Source organism: Janthinobacterium fluminis (assembly GCF_028595325.1).
In the GTDB taxonomy this organism is placed as follows: domain Bacteria; phylum Pseudomonadota; class Gammaproteobacteria; order Burkholderiales; family Burkholderiaceae_D; genus Janthinobacterium; species Janthinobacterium fluminis.
The window spans coordinates 42,648-61,884 of sequence record NZ_JAQQXR010000001.1; the positions used below are offsets into that span (position 1 = coordinate 42,648).

Here is a 19,237-nt window from a genome sequence, read left to right on the forward strand (position 1 = left end):
GGCACCGCGGCGCATCCGTACCCGACCCAGGAGGCTGTGCATGAGCATCAATCTGAAGACGCTGATCGGCAAGCTGAACGACACGACCCGCCTGGCGGCCACCCGCGCCGCCAACATCTGCGTCGGCCTGGGCCAGTACGAGGTCGACATCGAGCACCTGTTCCTGGCGCTGCTGGAGCAGGAGCGCAGCGATTTCGTCGTCATCGCGCGCAAGTGCGACATCAGCCTGGGCGCGCTGGAGAGCGACCTGCGGCGCGAAATCGAGGGCTTCAAGTCCGGCAGCGCCCGCACGCCGGTGTTTTCCAGGCATCTGCCGACGCTGTTCGAGCACGCCTGGCTGATTGCCTCGCTCGGCATGCCGCAGCCGGACCAGATCCGCAGCAGCCATTTGCTGCTGGCCTTGCTGACGGAGCCGGACCTGGCGCAGCTGGCCGGGCGCGCCTCCAAGCTGTTCGGCAAATTCCGCGTCGATGAACTCAAGCACCACCTCGACAAGTTCACCCACGGCTCGCAGGAGGAGCAGGCCGCCGCGCCGCCGGCCGAGAGCGATCCGGTCGGCGACATGGTGGCCCACCTCGGCGCCAGGACGCCGGCGCTGGAGCAGTTCACCACCTGCCTGACGCAACTGGCCCGCGACGGCCGGATCGACCCCGTGGTCGGGCGCGAGGGCGAGATCCGCCAACTGATCGACATCCTGATGCGGCGGCGCCAGAACAATCCCATCCTGACCGGCGAGGCCGGCGTCGGCAAGACCGCCGTCGTCGAAGGGCTGGCGCTGCGCGTCGCCGCCGGCACGGTGCCGGCGCTGCTGCAGGGCGTCGACATCCGCAGCCTCGACATGGGCCTGCTGCAGGCCGGCGCCAGCGTCAAGGGCGAGTTCGAAAGCCGCCTGAAAAACGTCATCGACGAGGTCAGGAAAAGCCCGCGCGCGATCATCCTGTTCATCGACGAGGCCCACATGATGATAGGGGCGGGCGGGGCGGCCGGGCAGAACGACGCGGCCAACCTGCTCAAGCCGGCGCTGGCGCGCGGCGAGCTGCGCACCATCGCCGCCACCACCTGGGGCGAGTACAAGAAGTATTTCGAGAAGGACGCGGCGCTGGCGCGGCGCTTCCAGGTCGTCAAGGTCGAGGAGCCCGGCGAGGAGGTGGCGTGCGCCATGCTGCGGGCGATGGTGCCGCTGATGGAGCGGCATTTCCAGGTGCGGATATTGGACCGCGCCATCACCGAGGCGGTGCGCCTGTCGCACCGCTACGTCAGCGGCCGGCAACTGCCCGACAAGGCCGTCAGCGTGCTCGACACGGCCTGCGCCCGGGTGGCGCTGGGACGCGAGGCGACGCCGGCGCTGATCGACACGACGGCCAGCCGGCTCGGGCAGATCGACGCGGAAGTCGCCGCGCTCGAACGCGAGGAGAGCGGCGGCGCGGCCCATCCGGCGCGGCTGCGCCAGTTGCGCGAGGCGCGCGCCGCGCTGCGGGTCGAACAGGCCCAGCAGAATCTGCGCTGGGAGCGCGAAAAGGCCATCAGCGCCGAGATCGGCCGGCGCCGCGCCGCGCTGGAGCAGGGCGGCACCGGCGACGCCGTGGCGCTGCGCGCGCTGCAACAGGAGCTGGCCGAGCTGCAGGGCGAGACGCCGCTGGTGCCGGTCGAGGTCGACGGCCACGCCGTCGCCGCCGTCGTCGCCGGCTGGACCGGCATCCCGCTGGGGAAGATGCTCAGGGACGAGATCCGCACCGTGCTGCGCCTGCGCGACGCGCTGCGGCAGCGCATCGTCGGCCAGCCGCACGCGGTCGAGGCGGTGGCGCGGCGGGTGCGCAGCGCCCGCGCCAACCTGGACGATCCGGACAAGCCGCAGGGCGCGTTCCTGTTCGTCGGCCCGTCCGGCGTCGGCAAGACGGAGACCGCGCTGGCGCTGGCCGAGCTGCTGTACGGCGGCGAGCGCAAGCTCATCACCATCAACATGAGCGAGTACCAGGAGGCGCACAGCGTGGCGGGCCTGAAGGGAGCACCGCCCGGCTACGTCGGCTACGGCGAGGGCGGCGTGCTGACCGAGGCCGTGCGCCGCGCGCCCTACAGCGTGGTACTGCTCGACGAGGCGGACAAGGCCCATCCCGACGTGCTCGAACTGTTTTACCAGGTGTTCGACAAGGGCGTGCTGGAAGACGCCGAGGGGCGCGAGGTCGACTTCCGCAACACCATCCTCATCGCCACGGCAAACACCGGCTCGGCGGCGCTGATGCAGGCTTGCCTGAACAAGGCCGACGACGCGCTGCCCCAGCCGGCCGAGCTGGAGCGGCTGCTGCGCCCGCAACTGGTGCAGCACTTCAAGCCGGCGCTGCTGGGGCGCCTGACCGTGGTGCCGTACTACCCGCTGGGCGACGCGGCGCTGGCCGAGATCGTCGCGCTGAAGCTGGACCGCATCGGGCAGCGCGTGCGCGAGCACCACCAGGCCGAGTTCTGCCACGACCAGGCGCTGGTCGAGGCGGTGCTGGCGCGCTGCACGGAAGTCGATTCCGGCGCGCGCAACGTCGACCACATCCTCAACGGCACGCTGCTGCCCGAGATCGCCGAGGCGGTGCTGGCGAAAATGGCCGACGGCGTGGCCATCTCGACGATCAAGGTCGGCGCCGGCCGCCAGGGCCAGTTCAAATACACGATCAAGTAAGGGGGACTTACGCCATGTTCAGCATCGCCCAACTGCTCAACCCCATCAGCGCGGCGCAGGCGTGCGGCGAGGATTTGTCGTTCAGCAGCGAGCTCGACGCGATCGCCCGGGCGCGCGTCCACGACGATCCCAGCCTCGACCAGGGCGAGTGGGTGGTGGCGCTGAAGGAGGCCGACTGGCCCTTCGTGGCGAGCCGCTGCGCGCAACTGATCGAATCGAAAAGCAAGGACCTGCGGCTGGCCGTGTGGCTGGCCGAGGCGCACGCCAAGACGCGCCATTTCCGCGGCCTGGGCGACGGCTACACCCTGCTGGCCGGCTTGTGCGAGCACTACTGGGACGGCCTGTACCCGGCGCCGGACGACGGCGAATACGAGCAGCGCATCGGCAATCTGTTCTGGCTGCTGACGCGCTCGCCCCGGCTGATCCGCGAAATCCCCGTCACGGACGGCAGCGGCGGCAGTTACTCGCTGGCTGACTATGACGCGGCGCGTCAGCGCGCGGCCGGCGGCGCCGGCGCCGCCGACCCGTGGGGCGGCGCGGCGCCCGGGGACGGTCCCGGCCCCGGCCTGGCCCAGTTCGACGCCGCGCGGCGGCAAAACTCGCGCCAGTTCAACGACGCCTTGCTGGCCGACGCCGAGTACTGCCTGCAGGCTTTGCTGGCGCTGGAACGCTGCGTCGACGCCCGCCTGGGCGCGGCCGGCCCCGGCTTCGGCCTCGCCAGGGAGGCGCTGCAGCAGGCCATCGACTGCATCGCGCCGCTGGCGACGGCGGCGCCCGGTGGCGAGCCGGCCGCCGCCGCGACGTCCTGCGGCGTGGCCGGCGCGGCCGGCGGCGCACAAAGCCGCGCCCAGGCGCTGGCGCAGTTGCGCCAGGTGGCCGCCTTCTTCCGCCGCACCGAGCCGCACAGTCCGGTGGCCTACCTGGCAGACAAGGCGGCGGACTGGGGCGAGCTGCCGCTGCACCTGTGGCTGCGCGCCGTCGTCAAGGACCCCGCCGTCGTCGCCCAGCTCGACGAGTTGCTGGGCGCGGCCGGGCCGGGCTAAGGGGCGCCGCCGGCCTGGCGCCAGTGATGCGTCCGCGCCACCATGCGCGCGATTGGCCCGCCGCCGCGCCGCAGTCGTGCTACTCTTGCGGAATGAAGACGAGCTCAGTTCCGGCGGCTGTCCCGTGCGCGCTTTTGCCGGCGCGGCCGGCACCCACGCGCCGGCGCCGGCCGGGCCGCTGGCTGCTGCTGGCCGCCTGCGCCTGCCTGCCGGCCTGGGCCGCGCCGGTCAGCATCACCATCTACGCCGACGACCACTACCCGCCGTATTCCTATGTCGACAACGGCCAGCTCACCGGCATCTACACGCTGATCATGCAAAAGGCCCTAGAACGCCTGCCCGAGTATCAGGTGCAACTGGCGCCCGTGCCGTGGAAGCGCGGCGTGCTGATGCTGGAAAAAGGCGAGGCCTTCGCCCTGTATCCGCCGTATTTCCGGCCGGACGAGCGGCGCTACATGAAGTATTCGGAACCCATGCTCACCGAGCAACTTGTGGTCTTTTGCAATGCCGACGTGATCGCCAGGCGCGGCCTGAAGAACTGGCCGGCCGATTATTACGGCTTGCGTGTCGGCATGAACGCCGGCTTTCTGGCCGGCGGCAAACAGTTCGACGAGGCCGTCAAGGCGGGGCGCCTGCGCGCCGACGCCGCGCACGGCAGCCGCGCCAATCTGCTCAAGCTGATGCTCGGGCGCATAGACTGCTATGTCAACGACCGCCTGTCGATCCAGTGGGAAGTGGCGCGCATCAAAAAAGAGGGATTGATGGTGCCCGGCTCGCTGCCCGTGAGCGAGACGGTGGAGCTGAGCGCCGAGCAGGGTCACCTCGGCTACACGGCCTTGGAACCGGCGCAATACCCGTTCCGCGACGATTTTTTCCTCAAATTCAACGCGGTGATCCGCGACATGAAGCGCAGCGGCGAAATCAAGGATATGGTCAGCAACTTTCTGTTGAAGTAAGCCACCCGTCCCCCAGTCTTCCACTCTGTTGCAATTGCCCGGTTGCAATATTTTCAAAATGCGAACACAATCGGCAGCAAATTGGTGCGGCCGCCAGGCTGTGTTGGCATATTTGGAGACAAGGAAGGCTTCATGAACAATCTTAAAATCGGTGCGCGTCTCGGGCTCGGCTTCGCCGCGGTGTTGCTGCTGCTGTTGGCATTGACGGCCATCAGCATTGCGCGCATGCAAAGCGCCAGCGAGATGACGGACGAGTTGGTCAAGGTCAAGGTCCGCGACGAGCGCCATGTGGCCGAGTGGGTCAAACTGATCGAGGTCAACGCCGCCCGGACCTCGGCCGCGTGGAAGGTCAGCGACGCCGCCGCCCAGCAGGCTTTCGAGGCGGAGATGAAGCAGAGCTCGGCGCGCGCCACGGTGTTGCAAGACCTGCTAGGCGAGACGCTGCAGGACCCGGCCACGAAGGCGCTGTACCGCGACGTGCTGGGCGCGCGCCAAGGGTATGCCGACGTGCGCAAGGCCGTGTTCAAGGCCAAGGCCGAGGGCAATATGGAATTGGGCAAGCAATTGTTCGACGGCGAACTGATCGCCAAGCGCGACCGCTACCTTGGCAACATGGCCCAGCTGGCCGAGGCGCAAAAGAACGCGCTGGACCGCGCCGCCGACGAGATCCGCCAACAATACGACAGCGGCCGCAATCTGTTGCTGGCGCTGGGCGCGGCGGCGGTGCTGCTGGGCCTCGGCTGCGCGCTGTGGATCACGCGCTCGATCACCGGGCCGATCCGGCGCGCCGTCCTGGTTGCCCAGGCCGTCTCGACGGGCGACCTGAGCACCGACATCGCCGCCGCCGGCAACGATGAAACGGGGCAGTTGATGAAGGCGCTCAAACAAATGAACGGCAACCTGGTCGACATCGTCAGCCAGGTGCGCGCGGGCACCGAGGCGATCGGCACGGCCTCGGGCCAAATCGCCGTCGGCAACGCCGACTTGTCGGCGCGCACCGAGCAGCAGGCCGGCACGCTGGAGGAAACCGCCTCGTCGATGGAGGAATTGACGGCGACCGTGAAACTGAACGCCGACAACGCCCGCAGCGCCAACCAGCTGGCCATCGACGCCTCGGCCATCGCCAGCAAGGGCGGCGCCGTGGTGGCCGACGTCGTCAGCACGATGGGCTCGATCAACGACTCCTCGCGCAAAATCGTCGACATCATCAGCGTCATCGACGCCATCGCTTTCCAGACGAATATCCTGGCCTTGAACGCGGCCGTCGAGGCGGCCCGGGCCGGCGAGCAGGGCCGCGGCTTCGCCGTCGTCGCCAGCGAAGTGCGCAACCTGGCGCAGCGCTCGGCCGCGGCGGCCAAGGAAATCAAGGAATTGATCGACGATTCCGTGCAAAAGGTCGAAGCCGGTTCGCAACTGGTCGACAAGGCCGGCCGCACCATGGACGAGATCGTCACCAGCATCGGCCACGTGACCGGCATCATGAACCAGATCACCGACGCCAGCGACGAACAGCGCATCGGCATCGAACAGGTGAACCAGGCGATCGGCCAGATGGACCAGGCGACCCAGCAAAACGCGGCGCTGGTCGAAGAGGCGGCGGCCGCCGCCGAATCCATGCAGGAACAGGCGGTCAAGCTGGAGGAGGTGGTGCGCCTGTTCAAGCTCGACGCCACGCGTGCGCCCGTGCAGGCCCTGAAACCAACGGCGGCGCGCGCGCCGCAACCCGCCCGCGCCGCGCCGCGGGCGCCGGCGTCCCGGCGCCTTGCCGTGAACGCCGGCGCGGAAGACTGGGAAACGTTCTAAGCGTTTTTTTCGGCCCGCCGCCACCGCCGGCGGGCCGGGGCGGCTACAATCGGCGCTTCCCGCCACACCGGCGGCCGCCCTCCGACCCGCCATGACCGCCAGCACCAAACGTCCCACCTGCCCCCAGTGCCTCCGTCCACAGCAAAGCTGCATCTGCGGCTGCATCGCGGTGGTGCCGCACGCCGTCGACGTGCTGATCCTGCAACACCCGCTGGAAGTGGCGAATGCCAAGGGCAGCGCCCGTTTACTGCATTTGAGCCTGCCGGGCAGCACGCTGCTGGTTGGCGAAACCTTCGACCCGGCGGTGCTGGCGCCACTGCTGGCGGGCAAACGCAGCGTGTTGCTGTATCCCGACACGGCCGGCGAACAGGCGCTGGGCCTGCCGGCGCCGCCGCCATTCGAGGCAGTCTGGCGCGAGGACCCGGCGGCGCTGCGCCTGGTGGTGCTCGACGGCACCTGGCGCAAGAGCCGCAAGATGCTCTACCTGAATCCGCTGCTGCAACAACTGCCGCGCCTGCCGCTGCGCGACACGCCGCCGTCGCACTACCTGATCCGCAAGGCCCACGCGGCGGACCAGTTGTCGACGCTGGAAGCAAGCTGCTATGCCCTGATGCAGCTGGAACGGGAGCCGGCCCGCTTTGAGCCGCTGATCGGCGCCTTCGACAGTTTCGTGGCCCAGCAATTGCGCTACCTCAGCCGGACTCCCGAAGGAACGCCGGAGACGCCTTGATCTTGCCGCGCCGGCGGCATAGAATACTGTTTATATATACAGTGCTTGGGGGCGCTATGGCGGAGTATGACGATGATGCGGAAGGGCAGGTCATGCTGCCGCCGCCAGCGATAAGGGCGCAGAAAGGCCGCGGCGCCGTATCGAACCTGCAGGGCCGCTACGAGAAGCAGGCGCGCGAAGACTTCGACGACGGCTGGAGCCACGACGACGATGCCGATGCCGGCGCGCCGGCGTGGCGGACCCAGGTCACCGATGAGCAAGCCAAAACCATCTTGACCCGCAATGCTTCGCCCGACCTGCCGTTCAACGTCTCGCTGAACCCCTATCGCGGCTGCGAGCACGGCTGTATCTACTGCTTTGCCCGGCCCACCCACAGCTATCTGGGGCTGTCGCCGGGGCTCGACTTCGAGAGCAAAATCTTCGCCAAGGTGAACGCGCCGGAACTGCTGCGGCGCGAGTTGGCCAGGCCATCTTATGTGCCCGAGCCGATTGCGCTCGGCGTCAGCACCGACGCCTACCAGCCTTGCGAACGCGAGCGCCGGCTGACCCGGCGCGTGCTGGAAGTGCTGCATGAATGCGAGCATCCGGTCGCGCTGATCACCAAGTCCGCGCTGATCGAGCGCGATATCGACTTGCTGGCGGCGATGGCGGCGAAGCGCCAGGCCGTCGTCGCCGTCACCCTCACGACGCTGGACCCGGCCATCGCGCGCACACTGGAACCGCGCGCGGCTGCGCCCGCGCGCCGCCTGCGCACCATCCGCACGCTGACGGACGCGGGCATCCCGGTCGGCGTCAGCATTGCGCCGGTGATCCCCTTCATTACGGAACCGGAACTGGAGCGTCTGCTTGAGGCCGTCAGCGAGGCCGGCGCGGTGCACGCCCACTACGTCGTGTTGCGCCTGCCGTGGGAAGTCAATCCCCTGTTCCAGCAATGGTTGCAGGCGCATTTTCCCGACCGGGCCCAGCGCGTGATGAACCGCGTGCGCGACATGCGCGGCGGGAAGGATTACGACAGCAGCTACGCCTCGCGCATGCGTGGCGAAGGCGTGTGGGCCGATCTGATACGGCAGCGCTTCGACAAGGCCACGCAGCGCTACGGCCTGAACGCCGCCCGGAGCAGTCGCTTCAAGCAACTCGACGCCTCGCAGTTCAAGCGCCCGCCGGTGCCGCCGCCGCTGGGCGCCAGGGCGAGGACGCCGCCGGACGGACAACTCGATCTGTTCTGATGCCACCCGTGGCGCAGCGCAGCTTGGCAAGCACGGCCGGCTTAATCTGCCGCGTCGACGCCGCCCAATTGCGCAAGGTGGCGCTCAATGGCGAACACATGCGGGTCGGCCTTGCCAAGCTGGCGCAGCGCGTCGGCCAGACGGAGCAGGTACTCGCTGTTGGGGCCGCTTGGCCCGGCCGAGCGGGCGATGTGGCGCGCGATGTCCAGCTCGGACGCGGCGCCGAGAAAGGCACCGTTCTCGGCCGTGGCAATGTAGACCAGGCCCTCGACCCGGCTGCCATCTTCGAAGGCGATGTCGGTGGCCAGGCGCAGGTAGCCGTTCTTTTCGCGGTGGTCGAGGTGGGCGAACTCCTCCGGCGTGACGAGGTAGGCCATGCCATGGCAGACGGCGCCGTCCTGCGGCACGATGGTGGCGACCCGCCCCGGCGCCGCCGCAGTGCCGCGGTGGTCGTGCGAACCTTGCCAAAAGCGCCGCGTCCAGTTGGCGATGCTGGCCGGGCGCCGTTCGATGAAGGGGAAATCTGTTTTGTAGATCAGCGAACCGTAAGCGAACAGCCAAACGCTGTGGTGTCCGTCGAATCGATCCATCAGTTTGTTGGCCGCGATGGTGTCGGTGCTGCCGTGGGTTGCTTGGGTACTCATGATGTGCAGAAGGGAAGGTTGCCGCCGGGTGGTGGTGCCTCAATTATAAGGCAACAAAAACGGCGATAAAAAACCGTGGTCGACCCGGCGGGACCGGCCACGGCTGTCTGCCCTGGTGTTGCGCGGACTTAGAAGCGGCTGCTCAGCGTCAGGTTGATGCCGCGCGGCGCGCCGGGTTGAATCTGGACGTTGTTGATCGCCGATTCGTAGTGGCGGGTGTTGCCGAGGTTGTTGACCTTCAGTTTGACGTCGTAGCTTTTCTGGTGGTAGTTGAGGGCAAGGTCCATGCGCACATAGCCGGGCAGGCGCACGGCATTGTCGGACAGGGCGAATTGATCGCTGTTGGCCAGCACGCCGAAGCCGGCGCTGTAGGTTTGCGTCAACGCCTGGTCCAGCCAGATGCTGGCACGGTGGCGCGCCGTCATTTCGGCGCGGTTGCCAGGACGGATATCGTTCGAGGCGACGATGCGCGCGTCGTTGTAAGTGTAACTGCTGTTGATGCGCGCGCCTTGCCACAGTGTGCCTTGCAATTCCAGTTCGATGCCCTGATTGCGCTGCTTACCCACTTGCAACTGGCGTAGCGAATCGTTGCTGTCGCGTGTCAGCTGGTTGCGCTGCTCGATGCGGAACAACGCGATGGTGGTGTAGAAGCGCTTGCCCATCCAGTCGCGCTTGTAGCCGATTTCCTGCAAGTCCGTCTGCAGCGGTTTCACCTGCGCCAACGGCATGTTGCCCGTGTATAAAAGGTCGCCGCCGCCCGGCTGGTAGGAGCGGCTCAGGTTCAGATACAGGGATTGGTTTTCTTCAGGTTGATAGACCAGGCCCAGGCGCGGCGAAGTGACGTGGTCGGTGCGCTGGCTGACCGTATTTTTGTTCAGGTGATTGGTCTGTTCCTGCTGAAAACGGTCGAAACGCACGCCGAGCAAGGCTTTCCACTGCGCGCCCAGGCTCAACTGGTCTTGCAGATACAGAGCCTGCGTCTTGGCGACAAAGGTGTTATCGAGCGTCTTGGGCAGCGCCTTGAAGTCAGGCTGCGCCAGCAGGTGTCGCGGCGCGGACAGGTCGACGGGAAAATCGATCGCGGTCTGGCCGGTGTAGACGTCGCGTTCCTGCTTCGACAGCTCCAGCCCCATCAGGATGGTGTGCTGTTGCAGCGCATAGGTCAGCTCGGTCTGGTTGATGACATTGCGCTGCTTCTGCGGGAAATAGGTGATCTGGCGCAGCACCTCGGCCTTGTCGGCGCCGACCTTGACGCTGCGGCTGCGCGTGTTCGCGCCGCTCAGGTCGGTATGGCTGTATTGCAGCGTGTTGTTGATCTTCAGTTGATCGTTGAAGTGGTGATCCACGCTGGCCTTGAGCATTTCGCTGTCGGTCTTGGTGTAGTCGTAGCGCTCGCCGTAGAAGGTGCCGGCCGGCACGCCCAGCGGACGCCCGTTCAGCGACGGCACGCCACGGTCCGGCGTGCGGTCTTCGCGCTGCACTTCCGCCTGCAGCAGCAGATGGGTTTGCGCGTCGACCTTGAAGGCGAGGGACGGCGCGATCAGCTTGCGGGTATGCTGCACCACGTCGCGGTAGCTGTCGCCGGCGTCATAGACACCGATCAGGCGCGTGTTCACGCCATCCTTGAGCGCGGCGCCGACGTCGACGCTGACGCGGCGCTCGCGGTGCGAGCCGAGCGTGGCCGTCACTTCGCTGGCCTGGCCGGCCTTCGGTTTCTTGCTGACGCGGTTGATCAGGCCGCCGGCCGAGCCGCGCCCGTACAAGGCGGCCGCGGCGCCCTTGATCACCTCGATCTGCTCGGTCGTGGCCAGGTCGCGGGTGTACAGATTGTCGTCGCGCACGCCGTCGAGGCTGGCGTCGCGCAGCGAATAGAAGCCGCGGATGTAGAACTCGTCGCGCCGGCCTTCGCCTTGCCCGGCCACCACGCTGCTGACATACTCCAGCGCGTCCTTGCTGCTCAGGGCGCCGCGCTTGCGCAGGCTGTCCTGGGTGACGATGCTGACGGCCTGCGGCGTCTCCAGCAGGCTGCTGTTGGTTTTGGTCGCGCCCTGGCTCAAGGCGGCGCCGCCCATGGATTGGGCGCGCACTTCGACTTGCGGCAAGGTGGCCGTCGCTTCAGCCCGGGCTGTGGCGGCGACAAAAAAAAGCGCTGATATCAGCGCGGGCATGGGTTTGAGCGTGGTGCGGTAGATTGTCATTGATGGGCTTGCAGTGGCTAGGTGGGAAAAGCGTCAGAAACCGGCGGAAATCAGCTGCATTGCGCTGGCCTGAATGGCATATTTCCTGGGCGAAAACTTAACTGACGGTTAAGCAAAAGCATAGCCGTGCGGATACTTTATGTCAATGAGAATGATAATTATTCGCAACAATGAGGTGTTGTGAAATTGCAACGAAACCGGGCCATGTCGCTCACGGACGCCTCCGGGCGCATGCGCGCCGTGGTTGCTGCGCTATTTTTGGCAGCACTCGCGGCCCATTTGCGCGCCTGTTTGCAGCGCGTCCTGGAAGTCCGCGTCGGAGATTTGCGTGCCGAAACGCCGGCGTAGTTGCGTCTGCGACCATGCTACATGGCGGGCCGTCGCGTCGGCGACCGTGTAGGCGAGCGCCATCTTCGCGTTGCGCGGCAGCAGCTGGCCGTTGTTGTAGACGTCGGCCAGCAGGGCCAGCGCGAATGGCTCGCCGCCCGCCGCGGCGGCCTGCAGATTCGCCAAGGCGTCCTTGTTCCATTGCTGCACCAGCGGGTCGGCGCCGTTGCTGCCCGGATGCAGCGAGCGGCCGTATGGGCCTTCGGTGAAAAAATCGATTTGCGCCGCGGTCACGCCGGCGCGCGCGGCGAGCGCCAGAAAATGCAGGCGTTCCTGCACCTGCGCGGGGCTGACGCCGGCGCAGATTTTTTGCGCGCTGGCGCGCTCGCGCAAAAATGCCGCCCGTTCGCTGTCGTTCTCGTAGTCGGCGAGCGGCTCGTCGTTGTTGGCGCAGACGGATTCAGCCTGATAAATCTGGTAGGCCGCTTCGGCGTTGCCGGCGCGGGCCGCCGCGCTCCATTTGGCAATGAATTGCGCGGCGCTGAGTCCGCCGAAATCCACCGCGCGGCCATTCCGGCCCAGCACGCCGGCAGCCTCCGGATTCTCGGCGGCGGCATCCCCGTCCGCCGGCGGCGCGCCCAGCGCGAAGGGATTGCCGTCGCGCGCCATCGGGCCGGCAAACCGGGCGGCCGGCGGGGCGGAGGCGGGCGCGGCTTCCGGCGCCGGCGGCGCGGCCACCGCGCTATCGGGCGCGGCGGCGACATAGATGCCGACGGCGCAGGTTGCGGCGGCGGCGCTCAGCAGATAGCGGTCAATGCGATTCACATCAAGTCCGTCAAGGTGAGGCCCTGCCGCGATCCCGGGCGGGCAATCGCGGCAAGGCGGTTCGGCGCGGCGCGCCGCTTAATTCCACAAATAGCAGTAAGCCTGGCTGGACTGCAGATTCTCGCCGGTGCTGCCGTCGGCGAGCACTTTCTTGACGGAGCCGTCGGGATGCTCGGCGTCCGGCGTGATATTGCAGTTGCTATGGACCCAATGGATGCCCAGGCCGCTGGTGTAGAGCTTGCCGCACAGTTCCAGCTTATCGCCAGTGCGCAAGGCCGCCAGCGATTTCGGTATGTTGTTGGCGTTCCTGACGTAGTCGCGCGCATAGACGTTGCTCATGGCCACGTCGTAGACGCGGCTGTCGCCGTCGGGCCGCACGTTGATATGCGTGTGCGACAGCTTGATGCCCTTGATCGTCTGTTTTGCGCGGGCGAATTTCGGAGCGCTGACCACGCTGGCGCTCAGGAATTCGCCGGCCGCCGCATCGCAATCGCTGCGGCCGTCGGCCACGGCGTACATCGTTTGGCTCATCAGGTACAGAGCAATGATCAATTTATTCAATGACGTTCCCCTTGTCGTATCGGTTGGCAATGAGCGGGCGCAAGTACGATTGCAATCAAGAAAGTCACTTACCGGCGCCCAAGAGATTGTTTTTTATGCAATGCAAAAATAACACGTTTTCGTGACGAAATCATGACATTTTTTGACGGGGCTTAACGGGGGAGGGCTCAGGCCGGCGGCGGCACGGTGACATTCCACTCGTGCGTTTCGACGAATTTGACGAGAAAGGCGATGAAGCTTTCCGCCGCCGGCGACGGCGAGCGCGCCGTCTTGGTGTAGACGAAGAAGCGGCGCGTCAGCTCCGGCTCGTGCAGCAGGCGCATCTGCAGGCCATACAGTTTGACCATCGGCTCGGCATAGGGCAGGCAGGCGGTGATGCCGAGCCTGGCGCTGACCATGGCCAGCGCCGTCGTCATGAAGGTCACCTCGTTGTAAGGCTTGAGCGACAGGTCGCGGAAGGCGATGTGCATGTCGCGCAGCAGGCGTTCGGTGAACTGGCCCTGCAGCGCGATGAAGGGGTAGTCGTTGACGTCGGCCCAGGTGACGCGGGCCTTCTGTTGCAGCGGATGCTGGTTCGGGAACACCAGCACGAAGGGCATCTCGAACAGCAGTTGCGCGGCGATTTCCGCCGTCGGGTCGCGCTCCGGGCCGATGCCGAAGTCGACCTCGCCGCTGAAGACCCGCCCGGACACGTGCTCGACCGGGCAATCGACCAGTTGCACCTGCACCTCGGGATGGGCCAGCCGGTAGGCGGCTATCACCTCCGGCAACAGCGTGCACGACATCATCTGCGGCGCGGCGATGCGCACCATGCCCTTCTTCAGCGCCTTGCGGTTGGCGATGTCGAGCATCGCGCCGTCGAGGTCCTGGATCATCTTGTCGAACAGCGGATAGAGCTCGCGGCCCAGCTCGGACAACTGGGTCTTGCGCGTGCTGCGCTCGACCACGCGCACGCCCAGCACCTGCTCCAGCTCCTTGATCAGGCCGCTCAAGGCCGACTGGGTGACATGCAGATACTCGGCGGCCAGCGTGAAGCTGCCGGTTTTGGCGAGGGCGACGAAGGCGCGCATCTGGCGCAGGCTGGGACTCATAAGTTAATCCGATATATCAATGGAAAAATATTGTTTGTATGATAGCTGGAAGTCGATTCTAATGGTGAAAATGCATGTGGCGGCCCCACATCGGATGGACTCACCGGAGACAAACAGATGAAAATCAAGCAGATACACCACGTCGCGTACCGCTGCATCGACGCCAAACAGACCGTCGAATGGTACGTCAAGCACTTGAACATGGACTTCGTGCTGGCCATCGCCGAAGACCTGGTGCCCTCGACCAAGGCGCCGGACCCCTATATGCACGTGTTCCTCGACGCCGGCCACGGCAACGTGCTGGCCTTCTTCGAGCTGCCGACCCAGCCGCCCATGGACCGCGACCGCAACACCCCGGCCTGGGTGCAGCACCTGGCGCTGGAAGTGGACAGCATGGCCGACCTGCTGGCGGCCAAGGAGCGCCTGGTGGCGGCCGGCATCGACGTGCTCGGCCCCATCAGCCACGCGATCTTCCACTCGATCTACTTCTTCGACCCGAACGGCCACCGCCTGGAGCTGGCGGCCAACACCGCGACGCCGGAGATGATGAAAAAGCTCGACGACGTCAAGTGGGAGATGCTGGAAGAATGGTCGCAAACCCGCCGGGCGCCCAAGCACGCCGCCTGGATGCACGCCCCGAGCGCAGAATAAAAGGACAACGATGAAACTGGCAACTTTAAAAAACGCGAGCCGCGACGGCGCGCTGGTCGTGGTCAGCCGCGACCTGACCCAATACGTGAGCGCCGCCGCGGTGGCGCCCAATCTGCAGGCGGCGCTGGACGACTGGGACGCGCTGGCGCCCCGGCTGGAACAGTTGTACGCGGCCCTGAACGCCGGCACGGCGGCGCATGCGCAGGCGTTCGACGAGCGCCTGTGCCACTCGCCGCTGCCGCGCGCCTACCAGTGGGCCGACGGCTCGGCCTACATCAACCACGTCGAACTGGTGCGCAAGGCGCGCAATGCCGAAGTGCCGGCCTCGTTCTACACCGACCCGCTGATGTACCAGGGCGGCTCGGACAGCTTCATCGGCCCGCGCGACCCGATCTACGCCCAGTCGGAAGAGTGGGGCATCGACCTGGAAGCGGAAGTGGCCGTCATCACGGCCGACGTGGCGATGGGCGCCAGCCCGGCCGACGCGGCCAAGGCCATCCGCCTGGTGCTGCTGGTGAACGACGTCTCGCTGCGCAACCTGATCCCCGCCGAACTGTTGAAGGGCTTCGGCTTCTTCCAGTCGAAGGCGGCCAGCGCCTTCTCGCCGGTGGCCGTCACGCCGGACGAGCTGGGCAGCCACTGGGCCGGCAACAAGCTGCACCTGCCGCTCATGGTGCAACTGAGCGGCCGCCCGTTCGGCAAGCCGAACGCCGGCGAAGACATGACCTTCGACTTCGCCCAACTGGTGGCGCACGCGGCCAAGACGCGCGAACTGGCGGCCGGCAGCATCATCGGCTCCGGCACCGTGTCGAACAAGCAGGGCAACCTGCACGGATCGAGCATTGAAAACGGCGGCGTCGGCTACGGCTGCCTGGCCGAAGTGCGCATGTATGAAACCATCGAAGGCGGCGCGCCGACCACCGGTTTCCTGAAATACGGCGACAGCGTGCGCATCGAAATGTTCGACGCCGCCGGCGCCAGCATCTTCGGCGCCATCGAGCAGACGGTTGCGCCTTACCCCGGCCGGCGCTGACATGAAGCTCTACACCTACTTCCGCAGCTCCGCCGCCTACCGCGTGCGCATCGGGCTGAACCTGAAGGGGCTGCCCTATGAGGCGGTGCCGGTGCACCTGCTGCGCGGCGGCGGCGAGCAACTGCAGGACAGCTACCGCAGCGTCAACCCGGCCGCGCTGATCCCCTCGCTGCAAGACGGCGGCGCGACGCTGACGCAGTCGCTGGCCATCCTCGAATACCTCGACGAGATCCATCCGGGCGCGCCGCTGCTGCCGGCCGACGCGCTGGGCCGCGCGCGCGTGCGGGCGCTGGCGCTGACGGTGGCCGCCGACACCCATCCGCTGACCAATCTGCGCGTGCTGAAATACCTCAAGCACACGCTGGGCGTGTCCGATGAGGTGAAGATGGTCTGGTATCGGCACTGGCTGGCCGAGGGCTTGGCGACGCTCGAAGCGCTGCTGGCGGGCAATCCGGGCACGGGCGAATTCTGCCACGGCGACACGCCGACGCTGGCCGACTGCTGCCTGGAGCCGCAGGCTTTTAACGCCGAGCGCTTCGAGCTCGACCTGGCGGCCTACCCGACCGTGGCGCGCATCCACGCGCGCTGCGCCGCGCACCCGGCCTTCATCGCCGCCCACCCGGCGCGGCAGCCCGACGCCGAGTAAGCGCCGGCGCCGCCGCTCACGCCTTGCCGGCCGCCGCCGGCTCGCCGAGCACGGCGCTTTCGCCTATGGTTTGCAGCACCATGTAGGAGCGGATGTCGAGCACGCCGGCAATCTTGTAGAGCTTCTCCAGCACGAAATCGGAGTAATGCTTGAGGTTGCGGGCGCGCACCCGCAGCAGGTAGTTCGCCTCGCCCGTGACAATATGCGAACCGACCACCTCGTCCATGTTCTGCAGCGCGGCGACGAATTGCTCATGCCAGTGCTCGACGTCGCGGCGCATCGTAATCATCACGAACGCTTCCACCTCCAGCCCCAGCATGCCGGCGTCGAGTTGCGCCGTGTAACCCTGGATGACGCCGGACTGCTCCAGCATGCCGACGCGGCGCAAGCAGGCCGACGGCGACAGGCACACCTTCTCCGCCAGCTTCAGGTTGCTGATACGGCCATCCTGCTGCAGCGCCTTCAAAATGGCGAAATCGATCGCGTCGAGGTTCATTCGAATTATTCTCTTATTTTGATTGTGTAATCAGAATAATATGCGAAATATGGAAGAAATGGCGCTCGCTTTTGCAGAAAAAACCGCGCCGCCTTCCCCTAAAATACTCCTGTCACGCAACAAACAGGCCCTTCCGGCCATATACAGGAGATTTTTCATGACGACACAACACGACTGCCTGGCGCTCGACGCCGCCGACCCGCTGGCCGCGCTGCGCGGCCAGTTCTCGCTGCCCGCCGGCATCACCTACCTCGACGGCAACTCCCTGGGCGCCCGTCCGAAGGCGGCGCTGCGGCGCGCCCACGACGTGCTGGAAGCGGAGTGGGGCGATGGCCTCATCTGCAGCTGGAACACGGCCGGCTGGTACGACTTGCCCAGCCGCCTAGGCGACAAGCTGGCGCCGCTGGTCGGCGCCGGCAAGGGTGAGGTCGTCATCACCGACTCCACCTCGGTCAACCTGTTCAAGGCGCTGGCGGCGGCCATCAAGCTGCAGGCGAACCATCCGGAACGGGCGCAGCGGCGCACCATCGTCACCGAGCGCGACAGCTTTCCCACCGACATCTACATGGCGCAGGGAATCATCGAGTGGCTGGACCGCGGCTACACGCTGCAACTGCTCGACTCCTGGGACCAGTTGCCGGCCGCGCTGCACGACGACGTCGCCGTCGTCATGCTCACCCACGTCAACTACCGCACCGGCCGCATGTTCGACATGCCGGCCGTCACGGCCCAGGCGCACGAAGCCGGCGCCTTGATGATCTGGGACCTGGCCCATTCGGCCGGCGCGGTCGAGGTCGACCTGCGGGCGGCGCAGGCCGACTTCGCCGTCGGCTGCACCTATAAATACCTGAACGGCGGCCCCGGCGCGCCGGCCTTCATCTGGGTGCCGGAGCGCCACCAGGCCGATTTCAGCCAGCCGCTGTCGGGTTGGTGGGCGCACCGCCAGCCGTTCGCCATGCAAGCGTCCTTCGTGCCGGCCGCCGGCATCCGCCGCGCCATGTGCGGCACCCAGCCGATCGCCTCGCTGGCGCTGATCGAATGCGGCCTCGACGTCTTCGACCTGGTGACGATGGCGGCGCTGCGCCGCAAGTCGCTGGCGCTGAGCGACCTGTTCATCGCCCTCGTCGAAGAACATTGCGGCGCGCACGGCCTGGAACTGGTGACCCCGCTGGCCCACGCCGAACGCGGCAGCCACGTCAGCTTCAGCCACCGGCACGGCTACGCGGTGATGCAGTCGCTGATCGCCCACGGCGTCATCGGCGACTACCGCGAGCCGCACGTGATGCGCTTCGGCTTCACGCCGCTGTACACCAGCTACAGCGAAGTGTGGGGCGCCGTGCAGACGCTCAAGCGCATCCTCGACGAGGGTGATTACCAGATCGACGCCGCCCGCGGCGCCGTCACCTGAGGGGGGGGGAGAACAAGATGGAATGCCCATTTTCCAGCAAGACCGACTACCACGGCGCCAAGCTCGACTTCAGCGACGCCATGAGCTACGGCGACTACCTGTCGCTGGACGTGATCCTGTCGGCGCAGCACCCGAAGTCGCCCGAGCACAATGAAATGCTGTTCATCGTCCAGCACCAGACCAGCGAGCTGTGGATGAAACTGATGCTGCACGAGCTGCACGCCGTGCGCGCCTGCATGCAGCGCGACCAGTTGCCGGCGGCCTTCAAAATGCTGGCCCGCGTCGCCAGCATCATGAACCAGCTGGTGCACGCCTGGGACGTGCTGGCGACGATGACGCCGCCGGAATACACGGCGATCCGCCCGTATCTGGGCGCATCGTCCGGCTTCCAGTCGCACCAGTACCGGGAAATCGAGTTCCTGCTGGGGAACAAGAACGCCACCCACCTGCAGGTGCACCGGCACAAGGCGGCGGCCCACGCGGCGCTCGAAGGCGTGCTGTGCGCGCCGTCGATCTACGACGAGGCCGTCATGGTGATGGCGCGCGCCGGCCTGCCGGTCGACGCGGAACGCCTGAGCGCCGACTGGCGCCTGCCGACCGTCAGCAACGCCTCCGTCAAGGCGGCCTGGACGACGGTGTATCAGCACACCGAGCAATACTGGCCGCTGTACGAACTGGCGGAGAAACTGGTGGACCTGGAAACCGCGTTCCGCCTGTGGCGCTTCCGCCACGCCACCACGGTCGAGCGCGTGATCGGCTTCAAGACGGGCACCGGCGGCACCGACGGCGTCGGCTACCTGCGCAAGATGCTCGACGTCGTGCTGTTCCCCGAGTTGTTCGAGCTGCGCACCGCCCTGTAAGCGCGCAGACAGCGCCGCGACCCCAAGCCGGGGTCGGCCCCCGGTCCCGGCGGCCGGCCCCGGCTTTCCCCTGG

General features: G+C 66.8%; 17 protein-coding genes. 11 read left to right on the forward strand and 6 right to left on the reverse strand.

Annotated features, from left to right (window positions below; genetic code table 11):
- The first annotated feature begins 40 nt into the window (after positions 1-40).
- The 6 genes from tssH to OIK44_RS00245 all read left to right on the forward strand — a co-directional run bounded on the left by tssH (position 41) and on the right by OIK44_RS00245 (position 8,423).
- The gene (gene tssH, locus OIK44_RS00220) at positions 41-2,665 is read left to right on the forward strand and encodes a type VI secretion system ATPase TssH (protein ID WP_273668637.1); all 2,625 of its coding nucleotides are present in this window, start codon (positions 41-43) and stop codon (positions 2,663-2,665) included.
- A 14-nt stretch (positions 2,666-2,679) separates the two neighbouring features.
- Positions 2,680-3,708 (forward strand): type VI secretion system protein TssA, encoded by a 1,029-nt coding sequence (gene tssA / locus OIK44_RS00225; protein ID WP_273668638.1) that lies wholly within the window; start codon positions 2,680-2,682, stop codon positions 3,706-3,708.
- Positions 3,709-3,842: 134 nt separating this feature from the next.
- Positions 3,843-4,664 carry a substrate-binding periplasmic protein gene (locus OIK44_RS00230; protein WP_273668639.1) on the forward strand — a complete coding sequence of 274 codons (822 nt, stop codon included), beginning with the start codon at positions 3,843-3,845 and terminating at the stop codon, positions 4,662-4,664.
- A gap of 132 nt (positions 4,665-4,796) precedes the next feature.
- Positions 4,797-6,467 carry a methyl-accepting chemotaxis protein gene (locus OIK44_RS00235; protein WP_273668640.1) on the forward strand — a complete coding sequence of 557 codons (1,671 nt, stop codon included), beginning with the start codon at positions 4,797-4,799 and terminating at the stop codon, positions 6,465-6,467.
- Between the two features lie 91 nt (positions 6,468-6,558).
- Complete coding sequence (locus OIK44_RS00240) at positions 6,559-7,197, forward strand: tRNA-uridine aminocarboxypropyltransferase (protein WP_273668641.1); 639 nt, start codon at positions 6,559-6,561, stop codon at positions 7,195-7,197.
- Between the two features lie 92 nt (positions 7,198-7,289).
- Positions 7,290-8,423 (forward strand): PA0069 family radical SAM protein, encoded by a 1,134-nt coding sequence (locus OIK44_RS00245; RefSeq protein ID WP_273668642.1) that lies wholly within the window; start codon positions 7,290-7,292, stop codon positions 8,421-8,423.
- Positions 8,424-8,464: 41 nt separating this feature from the next.
- Here the strand turns inward: OIK44_RS00245 and OIK44_RS00250 are convergent, their stop codons facing one another.
- The 5 genes from OIK44_RS00250 to OIK44_RS00270 form a co-directional block, all read right to left on the reverse strand.
- Entirely contained in the window at positions 8,465-9,067 is a 603-nt protein-coding gene (locus OIK44_RS00250; RefSeq protein ID WP_273668643.1) for a gamma-glutamylcyclotransferase, read from the reverse strand.
- A 128-nt stretch (positions 9,068-9,195) separates the two neighbouring features.
- On the reverse strand, positions 9,196-11,154 hold the full coding sequence (locus tag OIK44_RS00255) for a TonB-dependent receptor (protein ID WP_273668644.1): 1,959 nt from the start codon (positions 11,152-11,154) through the stop codon (positions 9,196-9,198).
- A gap of 363 nt (positions 11,155-11,517) precedes the next feature.
- On the reverse strand, positions 11,518-12,417 hold the full coding sequence (locus OIK44_RS00260; RefSeq protein ID WP_273668645.1) for a hypothetical protein: 900 nt from the start codon (positions 12,415-12,417) through the stop codon (positions 11,518-11,520).
- Between the two features lie 78 nt (positions 12,418-12,495).
- Complete coding sequence (locus tag OIK44_RS00265) at positions 12,496-12,978, reverse strand: hypothetical protein (RefSeq protein WP_273668646.1); 483 nt, start codon at positions 12,976-12,978, stop codon at positions 12,496-12,498.
- Between the two features lie 167 nt (positions 12,979-13,145).
- Positions 13,146-14,069: a LysR family transcriptional regulator gene (locus OIK44_RS00270; protein WP_273668647.1), complete on the reverse strand. Its 924-nt coding sequence runs from the start codon at positions 14,067-14,069 to the stop codon at positions 13,146-13,148.
- Between the two features lie 117 nt (positions 14,070-14,186).
- On the opposite strand from OIK44_RS00270, the gene OIK44_RS00275 reads away from it, so the two are divergent.
- The 3 genes from OIK44_RS00275 to maiA are packed head-to-tail and all read left to right on the forward strand — an operon-like array spanning position 14,187 to position 16,399.
- Positions 14,187-14,720 carry a VOC family protein gene (locus OIK44_RS00275; protein ID WP_273668648.1) on the forward strand — a complete coding sequence of 178 codons (534 nt, stop codon included), beginning with the start codon at positions 14,187-14,189 and terminating at the stop codon, positions 14,718-14,720.
- 10 nt (positions 14,721-14,730) lie between these two features.
- Positions 14,731-15,753 (forward strand): fumarylacetoacetate hydrolase family protein, encoded by a 1,023-nt coding sequence (locus tag OIK44_RS00280; RefSeq protein ID WP_273668649.1) that lies wholly within the window; start codon positions 14,731-14,733, stop codon positions 15,751-15,753.
- 1 nt (position 15,754) lies between these two features.
- Complete coding sequence (gene maiA, locus OIK44_RS00285; protein ID WP_273668650.1) at positions 15,755-16,399, forward strand: maleylacetoacetate isomerase; 645 nt, start codon at positions 15,755-15,757, stop codon at positions 16,397-16,399.
- Between the two features lie 16 nt (positions 16,400-16,415).
- Here maiA and OIK44_RS00290 read toward each other — a convergent pair whose 3' ends face one another.
- The gene (locus OIK44_RS00290; RefSeq protein WP_273668651.1) at positions 16,416-16,895 is read right to left on the reverse strand and encodes an Lrp/AsnC family transcriptional regulator; all 480 of its coding nucleotides are present in this window, start codon (positions 16,893-16,895) and stop codon (positions 16,416-16,418) included.
- Positions 16,896-17,052: 157 nt separating this feature from the next.
- Between OIK44_RS00290 and kynU the strand changes: the two genes are divergently transcribed.
- Both kynU and kynA read left to right on the forward strand, forming a co-directional pair.
- Positions 17,053-18,303, forward strand: a complete 1,251-nt coding sequence (gene kynU, locus OIK44_RS00295; RefSeq protein WP_273668652.1) for a kynureninase — start codon at positions 17,053-17,055, stop codon at positions 18,301-18,303.
- Positions 18,304-18,320: 17 nt separating this feature from the next.
- Positions 18,321-19,163 carry a tryptophan 2,3-dioxygenase gene (kynA, locus tag OIK44_RS00300; RefSeq protein ID WP_273668653.1) on the forward strand — a complete coding sequence of 281 codons (843 nt, stop codon included), beginning with the start codon at positions 18,321-18,323 and terminating at the stop codon, positions 19,161-19,163.
- The last annotated feature ends 74 nt before the right edge of the window (positions 19,164-19,237 follow it).